We start from the raw sequence: 13,419 nt of genomic DNA on the forward strand, positions 1-13,419 counted from the left end.
ATTGAATAAGTCATCGTTTATTTCATTAAATGCAATTGTTAATAGGATTGTATCGGTTTTATTTGGATTAGACTATAGATTGTTATAAGGTTCAGAAAGTTAACTAAGTTGCTTATAAAGATGGTTTAACTTTTTTGAAGATAAATGGACGTGGTGCAGATGGTGAGCAAATGTACGACTTCTTTGAAATGATAAGTCCGCTTTCCCATAATTATAGTCCTATAAGTAAATACTGGTCTCCAGCTGAAGCTTATGCAGTCTTAAAAAGACGTGGTGATTTCTCTCACATTAAAAGAGAAGGCATTAATAGAGAAAATAATAATCTATTTGAATAAACTGTCCTTTGAAGGAATATTAAAGTATTGATGTTCAGCGGATAGCTTATGTCGTATTGTAAATTTACTAGATAAATTACTCAAGATTCATCATTAATCCAAACATCATTTTTTTATAAAAATCTCGAAATAACTTACCAACTTTAGCCACATTTTCAAATTTAAACCCCAGTCGTTTTGCTTTAAGTAGTCTTATCTGTACAATACGATGCTTACATCCTGCAATTAGCTTTATTATTCTACGATTTTGTTCAGTGTTTATATAATGTCATAATTGACACTTAGAACTACTCCGCTAACAACCAAAGCAGTATTTTCCCCATAAAAAAGCCCGTATTAGCGAACTAATACGGGCTTTAATATTCAATAAATTATCTAACAAACTAGCCTAACCACTAAGCCCCTTCACCAAATTTACCACTTTGAAAATCATTAACCGCTTGCATGATTTCTTGCTGACTGTTCATCACAAAGGGACCGTATTGCACAATCGGCTCACGTAGTGGGCGACCAGTGATTAAAATTACTTTGGTATCCTCACTACTATCCGCGGTAATGGTAACGCCATCAGCACTGTCGTTGTTTTCCAGAATAGCCATAGTCTTAGTCGGCACTTCTCTACCTTCAATATCCACTTTACCGCGATACACAAAGGCAAAGGCATTGTGATCGGCTGGAATGGCCTGACTAAAACTAGACCCTGCTGGTAGATGGATATCCAAATACGTCGGCTCAGTGATGTCACGTGTGACTGCACCTTCTACGCCGTGCGATGTACCTGCAATGACAGTGACATCAACGCCATCTTCAGTCGTGTATTTAGGCAAGTCCTCACTTTGGAAGTCTTTATACCAAGGGTCATTCATTTTATCTTTGGCCGGTAGATTGAGCCAAAGCTGGAAGCCTTCCATCGCGCCGTCTTCTTGTTCAGGCAGTTCTGAATGGATAACACCTCTAGCCGCCGTCATCCACTGTACGCCACCGTTTTGTAATAACCCCTCGTTACCCGCGCTGTCACGATGGCGCATACGGCCAGTAATCATATAGGTAATGGTTTCAAAACCGCGATGTGGGTGGTTGGGGAACCCAGCGACATAATCATCTGGATTGTCGCTTTTGAAGTTGTCTAGCATCAGATAAGGGTCGAGGCGCTGTTGCAGCTGCTGCGTGAGCACGCGAGTGAGTTTGACCCCAGCACCATCTTGGGTATCTACCCCAGCAAAGAGCTGTTCGATTTGGCGAGATTGGGTGACGGTATCTTTTACATTATTCACTATAATATTACTCATTATTCTCTCCTGCTTTTTTAATAACCGTTGATAATCATTAAGTTTTACCAATCTATAGGTATATATTTGAGGTCGAGGGGAGAAATTTCAATAGGATTATGTAGTTGATATTAATTTATAATATTAATAGTTAAGTATTAATTAAATAAATGTCGGTATAGAAAGTGATTACTCCTAGATGATAGTCAATAATAAAAATCTTACGTACGTATTGAGGTTTAATTGCTAAACTAAATGCCAATTATAAATCACCATACCTATGATAGAGAATGAGTAAAATGGCAGTCGATTTAACGAATACTTTAATAGTGGCTATATCAGCAACCGCATTATTTGATTTAACAGAGTCTGAGAACCATCTTTTGCAGCTGCTACAGCAGCGCCCTGATCAAGCGGTAAAGGAGTTTCGCGATTATATGGCGAAGCGTGAAGATCAGCCACTCGATAGTGGTGCAGGGTATCCGTTAATTAAAGCGCTGCTAAATCTTAATAATTACTGTAACGACTGCTTATCAGCGGATTCAACGACTGAGTCACCACTCGTTGAAGTGGTCATTGTCTCAAAGAGCAGTCCTGATACGGGTATTCAAGTGCTTAACGCTATTCGTGAGAATGGATTGAATATTTCACGCTCCGCATTCGTATCTGGAAGCCCGGTCGCTCCATATATCGAAGACTTTAACGTAGATCTGTTTTTGACGACCAATCGAGAGGATGCACAACAAGTAGCCGATGCTAATAGTTGCGCTTGTGCGATATTGGACGCTACTCCCGTCAACACTTATGAGCTTGATACCGATCAGCTACGTATTGCCTTCGACGGGGATGCGGTATTGTTCGATGATTCAGGAGAGCTGCTATATAAACAAAAGGGCCTACAAGCTTTTCATGATAGAGAGGCTGAGATGATCGATTTACCGATCGAAAAGGGCCCTTATGCGGAGTTATTAATTAAGCTGTCGAAATTGCAGCAGCGCTTACCTGCCAAGGTGCATCATTGTCCGATAAAGATTGCCTTAGTGACTGCCCGCAATGCTCCTGCAGACCTACGAGCGATAAAAACCTTGCGAGCTTGGGGCGTAGATGTAGATATGGCTTTCTTTTTGGGAGGGCTTGAAAAAACATCGGTGCTCAAAACTTTTGCCCCGCATATCTTCTTTGACGATTCTATCAAGCACATAGATGCCGCGCGTCGCTTTATGCCGACCGCTCTAGTCCCTTATCATTCTACATCGCTGCTATATGATAATAGTTATCTGAACAGCAATGAGCTCCTCGATTCATCTTTGACCTTTGAGCCGACCGTGCAGCCAGTTTTTGCGCCTAAGGTTTGAGTTGATTTCAGATGAAAAAGATATAAGGTATTCTTACTGACGTTAGCACTGTTTTGAGGGGTTATGAGTCAAATAATAAGAGGCAATCGATGAATGGACAAGCCATACTATCCTTGACTATGAGGCGCTTAAAGCAAGTCATAGGCTTATACGCATTCGTATTAATACCTATGTGGGGCATGTTTATTATTAATAATACTGTTATGTTTGGCTTGTGGAATATCTTTGGTATTGCTCCGCGTACGCTTGACTTGCGCAGTCTGATTGGCGTCTTTGCGTCATGGACGATGCACGGTAATCTCTCGCACATTATAGGTAATACGTTAGTATTATTGCAGATACTGTTCTTGTTTGGCTTATTTGAAAACAATGCTTATCGCACGACTTTGCAGCTTATTATTGCCTCTGGAATAATGACTTGGCTGATAGGCTCACCACTCTCTATCCACATTGGCGCTTCAGGACTTTGTTTTGCTATGCTCGGATTTATGATAGGCGGGGCTGTATTTGGAAGGCGCTGGGGCTATTTGCTTGCTTGTATTATTATGGGAGCAGGGTATTGGCTGACCATTAAACAAGGTCTAATGCCACAGCCAGGCGTTTCTTTTGCAGCGCATTTTGGTGGTCTATGCGCCGGATTGTTGATAGGGGCAAATTCAAAGCACGCTTATAAAATGGCTAAGTAGCCCTAAGCGAACTGGTTTGAAACAGCTAATTCTGCTTTTACTGATTAGCCTCTTATCTCTGATCTGTGCAGACATTTATATATAACGGGTCCTCTTTTTCTAACTCGCGCCACTTAGTCGTCTGCTTGACATGTTCCTCTATATTCAGCTCACTTCCTTTGTCTTGTAAGACATAATCTGCACGTGCAGGTGCTGCACAATCAATGACTTGTGGTATCTGCTGAACACTCAAACGTCTCTCAAATAGATATAAATTAACCAAATGAATATTCGGATTGTCTATTTGTGTACGAGCACCAACACTATCTACTGCTATAAAACGAAAAGTCTGTGGCTTAACATAAGACCACGGACGAAACCAAGTGCTACTCTGAGCCGTCTTAACAACGTTCACTCCCTCTGGTAGTTCAGCGACTTGTTGAGGGTACCAGTTGTATTCTTGATGAATTTGAAAGCCAAAAATACCAATAGCAGCAAACAAGGGAATAAGCCATCTTGGGGCGCGCTTACCTGCCAGTTTAGTGAGGTGAGTTATAACAAGGGCTAAACCTGCCATGCCAAAAGCCGCGGCTATGGTAGCAATAAACTCAAAAAGCATAAAACTTTCCTTAATGCGATCAGCACCGATTCTGACAGAACCAACTTATACAATTGAAGATTATGTCAGTGCTAGTATAGTTATGAGCGAATAAAAAATCACTCACAAGCAGTTTTTGCCTGTGAGTGATAAATGGAATGAACAGAACAATACACGTAAACCTATTAATCTATAGCTTAGTGATCGATAGCACCGCCAGCTCCACGTGGAGAGCGTACGCTTTCAACTAACTCTTGGATATGTGGTGGTGGTGGTGCAGTAGCATAAGAAACCACAAACGCTACAACAAAGTTGATTAAAGCACCAACGGCACCAAATGACAATGGTGAGATGCCGAATAACCAGTACTCTTCAGTATCAGGGAAGTTCGCCGTACCACTGATAAAGAACCAACCTTTGAACACAAAGATGTATACCAAGATAACGATCAAGCCTGAGAGCATACCGCAGATAGCGCCTAAGTTGTTAATACGCTTAGAGAAGATACCCATCATTAGTACTGGGAATAGCGAAGCTCCCGCAATACCAAAGGCTAATGCTACTACCTGTGCGGCAAACCCTGGTGGATTAATACCTAAGTATGTAGCGATGACGATAGCGATACCCATAGTGATACGAGCATATTTCAACTCTTGCTTATCAGTAATATTTGGATTCAGGTTACGTTTGATCAAGTCATGGCTGATCGCTGATGAGATAGCCAGTAGTAGACCGGCTGCTGTAGATAGAGCAGCAGCTAGACCACCTGCAGCGATAAGACCGATAACCCAAGGTGGAAGCTGGGCAATCTCTGGGTTTGCTAGTACCATGATATCAGCGTTAACGTCTAACTCATTACCAGCCCAACCACGAGCAGCAAGTTCGCCATCTAATACTTCACTGTTTTTGACACGGGCTTCATCGACAGCTGCAGTTGCTGCTGCGACATCGCCGCCATCAGTGGTAGCAGTAGCTAGAGCGGCTTCAGCGGCACCTAGACCACCGTCGTTATAGAACTGAATACGACCATCGTTATTTAAATCGTTGTACTTAATAAGACCTGTATCTTCCCATGTTCTCATCCAGTCTGGACGCTGATCGTAGTTGATCGGCTCAGCCTCAACACCTTGTGGATAGACAGTATCAATTAAGTTTAAACGTGCCATAGCGCCGACTGCAGGAGCCGTAAAGTACAATAGTGAGATAAACACTAGTGTCCAACCCGCTGTCCAACGTGCATCAGCCACTTTAGGTACGGTGAAGAAGCGAATAATAACGTGTGGTAAGCCTGCTGTACCTATCATTAGAGATAAAGTAAACAGTACCATATTGAGCTTATTAGGAACATCAGCGGTATAAGAGGCAAAGCCAAGATCAGTAACGACTTGGTTAAGCTTAGTCAAAATAGGTACACCTGATTCAACGTGGTTCGAGAACAAGCCTAAACCTGGAATTGGGTTACCTGTTAGCTCAAGTGAGATAAAGACTGCTGGGATAGTATAAGCAATCATTAGTACCACATACTGTGCAACCTGGGTGTAGGTAATCCCTTTCATACCACCTAGCACGGCGTAGAAGAAGACGACAATAGCAGCAATGATAAGACCTGTAGTATTTTCAACCTCTAAAAAGCGTGAGAAAGCAACACCAGCACCTGTCATCTGACCGATAACATAAGTGGTAGAGGCGACAATCAAACACACCACCGCAATCATAGCAGCAGTCTTAGAGTAAAAACGGTCACCGATGAAATCAGGGACCGTGAATTTACCGAACTTGCGTAAGTATGGGGCTAGTAGCATCGCTAGTAGGACGTAACCACCCGTCCAACCCATTAGATAAGTAGAAGCGCCATAACCACTAGCTGCAATCAAGCCTGCCATAGAGATAAAGGACGCCGCACTCATCCAGTCAGCTGCAGTTGCCATACCGTTGACTACGGGATGGACACCACCACCTGCGACATAAAATTCACTAGTAGAACCAGCACGAGCCCAAATGGCAATGCCGAAATAGAGCGCAAAGGAGGCCCCTACAAAAATAATATTAATTATAAATTGACTCATAGGTCTATTCCTCGTCTACGCCATATTGTTTATCTAACTTATTCATACGCCAAGCGTAGAAAAAAATTAAGATGATAAATACGCCAATGGACCCTTGCTGAGCGAACCAAAAGCCTAAATCGGTACCACCAATTTTGATACCTGCTAATAATGGACGTAATAGAATTGCAAACCCATATGAGCATAATGCCCAAATGATAAGGCTACCTATAATAAGACGAATATTGGCGCGCCAATAGCCGGATGGATCGTTGTGGTTCTCCATAGGACAACTCCTTTTGCCTAACAATAAAACAAGATGGTTGAGCCGTTGCTAATGAGTCATATTTACTTAACGATTAAGAGTTAACAATCGTGGCTTAACGTCTATCGCATCACAACTCAGTGCTATCTATATATAGCTGCAATCATATCGGCTCTAAAGACTTATATAGATGGTTCAAGCATAACGGCTAATTGCTTACTTAACCAGTTTTATCAAACATTAATTGATATGTGACAGTGTCATCATATATAACTAACGTCAAATCGAAATAAAATCTGCAAATTTAAGTATTCGTTATTGTCTTGCCTGTCGATGACTATACTGCACAGTCATAAACTTATTAGGAATATATACAAAATTGAGTCAATTAACAATAAGTAATTTAAAATTACTTTGTGGTAACGGAGCGTCTAAACTGTAAATAAATACATTTTATGAGCTGAGTTAAGGGCGCAAAGACAGGTATACTGTACCATTGACAAGACGGGTTTGAACGATAACTCAAAAAAGGCAATAAAAATCAAAGTAATCAGGAATCATTTATTTAGTGAATACTTATATAAAAGCTATCTTCTGGCGTGATTATTATAGCCAACTTTTATTCACTAAAGCTGTTCCAAGTGTCTAGACATTAAATGATTTTTATGGTAAAGAAAATTTGATACATAGTAGTTTTATGAATAAGTAGTAGTATCGATAATAAAGAGAAGAGGTAACACCATGGGTGAGAATATTGCAGAGTGGTTCAACAGTATCGTGAACTACGGTGTGAGTATTATTTGGGGTAATAATGATTGGTTGATCGCTAGCAATCCATGGTATGGCTTGTTGATGTTTGTACTGATTGGTGCGGGTCTCTATTTTACGGTCGTGACGCGCTTTATGCAGTTTCGGCACTTTGGGCATATGTGGAAACTGTTATGGGTGTCTAACCAAGGGCGCAAAGATGGTGGTATCAGCTCTTTTGAAGCCTTGATGACCTCTTTGGCCGCGCGCGTCGGCACAGGTAACTTGGCAGGGGTGGCGATTGCTATCTATTTGGGCGGTCCTGGTGCTATATTCTGGATGTGGATGACTGCAATAGTCGGCATGTCGACTAGCTTTATCGAATCGACTTTGGCGCAGGCTTACAAAGTACCACACACCGATAATGTCTATCGTGGCGGTCCTGCTTATTACATCGAAAAAGGTCTGGGCAAGCGCTGGATGGCGGTGTTTTTCTCCGTTTGTCTGCTAGTCGCTTTTGGCTTGGCATTCAATGGCGTACAGTCTAATACGATCGCGCAAGCGACGAATGAAGCCTTTGGAATTCCTACCTGGATGACTGGCTTGATTTTGGTAGTGTTAGTCGCACCAGTGGTATTTGGAGGTCTGCGCTCAGTGGCGCGTATAGCGGGTAAAATCGTACCGATAATGGCGATTTTATATATCTTATTAGCATTGTTTATTATCATAACCAACTTTAGCCAATTTCCAGCCGCCATTGCCTTAATTGTCAAATCAGCTTTTGGTTTTGAGCAAGCCGCGGGTGGGGTACTAGGTTACGGTATCGCCCAAGCTATCATTAATGGGGTTAAGCGCGGTCTCTTCTCTAACGAAGCCGGTATGGGGTCAGCACCAAATGCGGCTGCTACCGCCAAAACCAATCCTAATCATCCAGCGGTGCAAGGATTTATGCAGATGCTTGGGGTATTTATGGATACGCTAGTCATCTGTACGGCAACTGCTTCGATTATTATCTTATCAGGTGTGGTTGACCCGAATGTTGAGCAAGAGGGTATTCAGCTCACGCAGTTGGCTTTATCCCAATATGTCGGCGATTGGGGCGTTATCTTCGTTGCCATTGCGATTTTCTTCTTCTCCTTTACTTCTATCATCGCCAATTATAGCTATGGTGAGTCTAACCTTGAGTTTATCTCTGGTAGTAAGAATGCCAAAGTGATGATTATGATCTTTCGCTTTATGGTATTAGCGATGGTGTTTGTCGGTGCCATTGCCAGCTTGCCGGCGATATGGAACTTTGCTGATCTATCAATGGGACTCATGGCATTGACCAACTTAATCGCTATTATGTTGTTATCGCCAGTGGCACTCAGAATACTTCGTGACTATGAGCGTCAGATAAAAGCGGGTAAGACCGGGGATCAAATCAAATTTAATCCGGATGATTTTGTTAAATTAAGAGACGAGGCCAATCGTGATGCTTGGATTGATTAAACCTGATCAAACTAAGCTGATGAGCTAAAAGCTCATAAAGTATAAAAAAACCGCCCTTATTTTAGAGCGGTTTTTTAGTATCGTTTAGCTTAAAGCTACTGCTTACAGGTTTAGCTAGCGCTTACATGTTTGGATAGTTAGGACCACCGCCGCCCTCTGGCGTCACCCAAGTGATGTTTTGCGAAGGATCTTTGATATCGCAAGTTTTGCAATGGACACAGTTTTGCGCATTGATAACGAACTTAGCCCCTTCTGCATCTTTAACTACTTCATAAACACCGGCTGGGCAGTATAAACGTGCAGGCTCGGCATATAAGGGTAAGTTAATAGCGATAGGTACCGTTGGATCGGTTAGCTTTAAGTGTACCGGTTGATCTTCTGCATGGTTAGTATTTGAGATAAACACTGAAGAGAGTTTATCAAAAATAAGCTTGCCATCCGGCTTAGGATAAGTAGGCTGATAAGCATGAGCCGCACGCTCTAAGTGGTGATAGTCATGCGAGTTATCATGAATAGTCAAAGGCATCTTACCGCCAAGCAAGTTTTGCTCGATGAAGTTGAACGCGCCGCCCATCCATTGGCCCATGCGGTGCATAGCCGGCGAAAAGTTACGAGCTTCATAGTTATCTTGATATAACCAAGATTCTTTATACATAGTACTATAAGCGACTACTTCATCGTGCTGACGCCCGGCTTGTAGCGCCTCAAAGATAGCTTCTGCGGCAAGCATACCGGACTTCATAGAAGTATGCGTCCCTTTGATTTTGGCTGGGTTTAAGAAACCAGCGTCATCACCTGCTAGCACGCCACCTGGGAAGGTGAATTTAGGTAAAGAGTTGAGGCCACCTTTGGTCAGTGCTCGTGCTCCATACGAGATACGCTCGCCGCCTTCTAAGATATTGCGAATAAGTGGATGCAGCTTTAAGCGCTGCATCTCATCGAACGGTGACATATAAGGGTTGGAATAAGATAAGTCGATGACCATACCGAAGCTGACTTGATTGTTTTCAGCATGATACAACCACCAACCACCAGAAGATCCGGTATCACTCAACGGCCAACCAGAGCCATGCAGTACTACGCCTTCTTCATGCTTAGCAGGATCGATATCCCAAAGCTCTTTTAGGCCTATACCATAATGTTGTGGGTCAGAGTCGTTATCGAGACCAAAACGGCTAATCAAGCGTTTGCCAAGATGGCCACGGCTGCCCTCTGCAAAGATAGTGTACTTAGCGAGGAGCTCATAGCCAGGTTCAAAGCTTGGTTTTTCCTCACCGGTTGCCGCAACCCCCATATCTCCAGTCAAGATACCTTTGACCGAACCATCATCATTATAGAGAATATCAGCGGCAGGGAAGCCTGGGAACATCATCACTTCCAGCTCTTCAGCTTGCTCAGCGAGCCAACGTACCACGTTAGCCAACGAGACGATATAATTCCCATCGTTATGCATGAGGGCCGGAACCACTGAATCCATAAGCTTCGTGGATTTGGTCGCAGAACCAAGCATATAGACGCGATCTTCAATCGCCGGTACATTTAGCGGTGCGCCTTTCTCTTTCCAATCTGGAATCAGCTCATCTAGGGCGCGCGGCTCGATAACCGCGCCTGATAAGATATGAGCGCCAAACTCAGAACCTTTTTCGACCACACAAACCATAAACTCATCGTTACCTGCGGCGATAGCCTGTTGACGCAGACGGATAGCAGCAGATAGACCAGCAGGTCCACCACCGACGACAATAACGTCAAACTCCATCGATTCGCGTTCAACCTCTGGTTCTGGTTCAGGCGCCTCTATAACCGCTTCTTCGATAACTGGCTCTTCTTCGACCACTGGTTCTTCAGCAACGGGTTCTTCTTCGACAACTGGCTCTTCAGCAATGGGCTCTTCTACAACCGCTTCTTCGGTGACTGGCTCTTCGGCTACTATAGGTTCCTCAACAACCACTTCTTCAGCGACTGGCTCTTCCACTACTTCTGCTTTATCCACCGAATTCGCTTCTACTTCAGTAGCTTCTGTCGTTACCACCTCATTAGTGATATCAGATTCTGCATCTAAAACTGGCGCTTGCTTGTCTTGCTCTTGCATACCTACTCCTAAATTCTTAGTGGCTTATCTCAGGACAGTATTCGCATCGTCACTTAATAAGGCTTGCTCTATTCACTGCCTAAGATATTGGGCTACTCGATAAAGCTGTCTTTGTGATCGTAATTGAATGGACGCTCACACAACCGGTTCAAAAAAATCGTTACTCATTATAAAAGAAAAACACCACAAACACGATACGCATTTATGGACATCAATGTTAAGGTGAGGCTTAAACCCTATCATGAATATAAAGACGTTAAGTTGCTTGACCTAAAACTAAAATGAATCACTCAATTATACACAGCAAACTTTAACTAATAATATATCGCTAACAAGGAAACTGCCTTATGGATAGTCGTCATAAATCCGATGAAAAAAATGCTATCGATACCGCTAAGGCTATGCAGGATATGCCATCAGACTTAAGTAATATGGAGGCGCTTAGCCACTATTTAAAGTCATCAGCAGGAACACGTCAAGGTCGTAGCATACCGCCGTTAGAAAAATGGCATCCTGAACAAGTCATGGATATGGATCTTGTCATAAAAGCTAATGGTGAATGGTGGCACGAGGGGACACATATGACGCGTGAGTCATTAGTCAGTCTATTCGCAACCATTTTATGGAAAGAAGACCAAGACGGCAAGACGGAGTATTTTTTAAAAACACCAGTACAGAAATTGCGTATTGCAGTCGAAGATGCGCCGCTGCTCATCAACGATGTCGGTATCGTCAACGAGGAAGGGGTAAGCTGGCTTGAATTTAGTACCTTAACCGGTGATATCGTTCGACTAGATCCGCAGCATCCTATAGCGCTCCGGGCTTTTCACGCTGATAGCAAAGACAACTCTCACACCCATAATAATGCCGATGGACAAGTTCGGCCTTATATGATGGTCCGTAATGGTTTAGAGGCGCTTATCGGTCGCAATGCTTTTTATCATTTAACCGAAATTGGTACGCTGAGCGAGCAAGCAGGAATGACTATTTTGACATTACAAAGTGGCGGCCAAGAGTATCAGCTCTCCATGCCTGATAATGAATAGTTAAGTAGATAGCTTCTGTATATAGCTCCTAAACTATAGCCCCTAAACTATAGCGGCTAATTTTAGTTCATTTCCAGCTTTCAAAGTTTTTTAGTGATATTTGCCAGACCTAAAAATCATTTCATCCTCTATTAGCTATATTTTGTCGAGATTGAACATAAAGTATTGGCATCTAGTATATACTCATAAACTTATCAGTGTATTCACGCGTTATAGTCAATTCGAAAGAAAATCGATACGCTACTATTGTCGTGCTACTGGTACAAATTTTCCTTGCTTGTTGTGCGCTTCGCACTGTTCGATGCTGAGCAAAATCCACTGCAGTAGCACTGTATAGGTTTTGAAGTGAATCAGCTATAAGATACAGATAAGCGATGGCAGTTAAGCTATGAGTCAACTTGAGCCTATAAATGGCGAGCTATAGCTATCGGTCTAAAGCTCATTATCAATGATACTATTTATAAAAATGATATGTCCAAAAATAACCACCAATCAGTAGTTGATAGCGAGCAGAGCGATGTTTGCACTATAGACAATGCGCCAAACGCGACCTTAAATCACGCGCCAGATCGCACCTTAAGTCATGATCTAAGTGAAGCACCAATAGGCGTCTTTGATTCAGGCATAGGTGGCTTGTCAGTGTATCTACACTTAGCTCAGCAGCTACCTGCCGAGCGTTATTTGTATTATGCAGATACCAAGCACGTCCCGTACGGCAATCGCGACAGCCAAGATATCAAAGATTTGACGCTAACGGCAGTGCAGTGGCTATATGAGCAAGGCTGCAAACTTATCGTCATCGCTTGCAACAGCGCTTCTGCGCACGCGCTAACGATAGCCCGCGAATGCTATCCGCAGATACCTATCGTAGGGTTAGTACCAGCGCTCAAGCCTGCGGTATTAGGCAGTCGTAGCGGCCGAGTCGCTGTTATGGCAACCAAAGCGACCCTTGAGGGCACTTTACTCAATCAAGTCATCGCTGAGATAGCCGAGCCTAACCATATAGCAGTGAGTAAATATTTCAATCCAGAATTAGTACCATGGGTAGAGGCAGGGATGCCAATTATCTCGCCAACGGCTATTCGCTTGCGGCAAAAGCTCCAGCAGTTGGCCGATGACGATATCGACTATTTAGTACTGGGCTGTACGCATTATCCTTTTTTTAAGGAATTTTTGTTGCAAGAGATTCGTGAGCAAAAGCTGCCAATAACGGTTGTAGACTCAGGGCAAGCAATCGCTGCTCGAGTGCGCTCTTTATTAATAGAAAAGCGCATGCTGGCGGCATCAGACAAGACAGGGATGGATAATCCATTGCGGCTTTATACTAGTAAATATGACGATAATTTGGGTCAGGTTATTGAGCGGCTGCTGGGTAAGCAGGTCAATATTCAATACGTCGCTTAACGCTAGAGCCATTATCTGCAAACCCGCTTCAGTATTTTAAAAACGCTTAACAGTATTGTGTTAGGATAAATCAATAATAATAACAAAGCCATGTTTTAGACAAAATAC

General features: G+C 42.9%; 10 protein-coding genes. 5 read left to right on the forward strand and 5 right to left on the reverse strand.

Going from position 1 to position 13,419, the window contains the following annotated elements:
- Positions 1-730 precede the first annotated feature (730 nt).
- The gene (locus tag ACTXGJ_RS11190) at positions 731-1,624 is read right to left on the reverse strand and encodes a pirin family protein (protein WP_443566002.1); all 894 of its coding nucleotides are present in this window, start codon (positions 1,622-1,624) and stop codon (positions 731-733) included.
- A 278-nt stretch (positions 1,625-1,902) separates the two neighbouring features.
- On the opposite strand from ACTXGJ_RS11190, the gene ACTXGJ_RS11195 reads away from it, so the two are divergent.
- Both ACTXGJ_RS11195 and ACTXGJ_RS11200 read left to right on the forward strand, forming a co-directional pair.
- Positions 1,903-2,958 (forward strand): 5'-nucleotidase, encoded by a 1,056-nt coding sequence (locus tag ACTXGJ_RS11195; protein WP_439244275.1) that lies wholly within the window; start codon positions 1,903-1,905, stop codon positions 2,956-2,958.
- Positions 2,959-3,137: 179 nt separating this feature from the next.
- Entirely contained in the window at positions 3,138-3,644 is a 507-nt protein-coding gene (locus ACTXGJ_RS11200) for a rhomboid family intramembrane serine protease (RefSeq protein ID WP_443566003.1), read from the forward strand.
- A gap of 52 nt (positions 3,645-3,696) precedes the next feature.
- Here the strand turns inward: ACTXGJ_RS11200 and ACTXGJ_RS11205 are convergent, their stop codons facing one another.
- The 3 genes from ACTXGJ_RS11205 to ACTXGJ_RS11215 all read right to left on the reverse strand — a co-directional run bounded on the left by ACTXGJ_RS11205 (position 3,697) and on the right by ACTXGJ_RS11215 (position 6,552).
- Positions 3,697-4,242: a hypothetical protein gene (locus tag ACTXGJ_RS11205; RefSeq protein ID WP_439244184.1), complete on the reverse strand. Its 546-nt coding sequence runs from the start codon at positions 4,240-4,242 to the stop codon at positions 3,697-3,699.
- Between the two features lie 176 nt (positions 4,243-4,418).
- Positions 4,419-6,287 (reverse strand): sodium:solute symporter family protein, encoded by a 1,869-nt coding sequence (locus tag ACTXGJ_RS11210; protein ID WP_443566004.1) that lies wholly within the window; start codon positions 6,285-6,287, stop codon positions 4,419-4,421.
- 4 nt (positions 6,288-6,291) lie between these two features.
- The gene (locus ACTXGJ_RS11215) at positions 6,292-6,552 is read right to left on the reverse strand and encodes a DUF4212 domain-containing protein (RefSeq protein WP_439244188.1); all 261 of its coding nucleotides are present in this window, start codon (positions 6,550-6,552) and stop codon (positions 6,292-6,294) included.
- A 720-nt stretch (positions 6,553-7,272) separates the two neighbouring features.
- On the opposite strand from ACTXGJ_RS11215, the gene ACTXGJ_RS11220 reads away from it, so the two are divergent.
- Positions 7,273-8,769 (forward strand): alanine/glycine:cation symporter family protein, encoded by a 1,497-nt coding sequence (locus ACTXGJ_RS11220; protein WP_439244190.1) that lies wholly within the window; start codon positions 7,273-7,275, stop codon positions 8,767-8,769.
- A 121-nt stretch (positions 8,770-8,890) separates the two neighbouring features.
- Here the strand turns inward: ACTXGJ_RS11220 and ACTXGJ_RS11225 are convergent, their stop codons facing one another.
- Positions 8,891-10,528, reverse strand: a complete 1,638-nt coding sequence (locus ACTXGJ_RS11225; RefSeq protein ID WP_439244277.1) for an electron transfer flavoprotein-ubiquinone oxidoreductase — start codon at positions 10,526-10,528, stop codon at positions 8,891-8,893.
- A 734-nt stretch (positions 10,529-11,262) separates the two neighbouring features.
- On the opposite strand from ACTXGJ_RS11225, the gene ACTXGJ_RS11230 reads away from it, so the two are divergent.
- Entirely contained in the window at positions 11,263-11,907 is a 645-nt protein-coding gene (locus ACTXGJ_RS11230; protein ID WP_443566032.1) for a DUF1285 domain-containing protein, read from the forward strand.
- A 471-nt stretch (positions 11,908-12,378) separates the two neighbouring features.
- A complete protein-coding gene (gene murI / locus ACTXGJ_RS11235; RefSeq protein WP_443566005.1) occupies positions 12,379-13,311 on the forward strand; it encodes a glutamate racemase in 933 nt (310 codons plus the stop codon).
- The last annotated feature ends 108 nt before the right edge of the window (positions 13,312-13,419 follow it).

This window comes from Psychrobacter sp. 1Y11 (genome assembly GCF_052259045.1).
In the GTDB taxonomy this organism is placed as follows: Bacteria; Pseudomonadota; Gammaproteobacteria; order Pseudomonadales; family Moraxellaceae; genus Psychrobacter.

What these genes read in the sequence shown, in the direction of transcription:
- ACTXGJ_RS11190 (WP_443566002.1), bottom strand. Translation starts at nt 1,624, where the DNA reads ATGAGTAATATTATAGTGAATAATGTAAAAGATACCGTCACCCAATCT.
- ACTXGJ_RS11195 (WP_439244275.1), top strand. Translation starts at nt 1,903, where the DNA reads ATGGCAGTCGATTTAACGAATACTTTAATAGTGGCTATATCAGCAACC.
- ACTXGJ_RS11200 (WP_443566003.1), top strand. Translation starts at nt 3,138, where the DNA reads ATGTTTATTATTAATAATACTGTTATGTTTGGCTTGTGGAATATCTTT.
- ACTXGJ_RS11205 (WP_439244184.1), bottom strand. Translation starts at nt 4,242, where the DNA reads ATGCTTTTTGAGTTTATTGCTACCATAGCCGCGGCTTTTGGCATGGCA.
- ACTXGJ_RS11210 (WP_443566004.1), bottom strand. Translation starts at nt 6,287, where the DNA reads ATGAGTCAATTTATAATTAATATTATTTTTGTAGGGGCCTCCTTTGCG.
- ACTXGJ_RS11215 (WP_439244188.1), bottom strand. Translation starts at nt 6,552, where the DNA reads ATGGAGAACCACAACGATCCATCCGGCTATTGGCGCGCCAATATTCGT.
- ACTXGJ_RS11220 (WP_439244190.1), top strand. Translation starts at nt 7,273, where the DNA reads ATGGGTGAGAATATTGCAGAGTGGTTCAACAGTATCGTGAACTACGGT.
- ACTXGJ_RS11225 (WP_439244277.1), bottom strand. Translation starts at nt 10,528, where the DNA reads ATGGAGTTTGACGTTATTGTCGTCGGTGGTGGACCTGCTGGTCTATCT.
- ACTXGJ_RS11230 (WP_443566032.1), top strand. Translation starts at nt 11,263, where the DNA reads ATGCAGGATATGCCATCAGACTTAAGTAATATGGAGGCGCTTAGCCAC.
- murI (WP_443566005.1), top strand. Translation starts at nt 12,379, where the DNA reads ATGTCCAAAAATAACCACCAATCAGTAGTTGATAGCGAGCAGAGCGAT.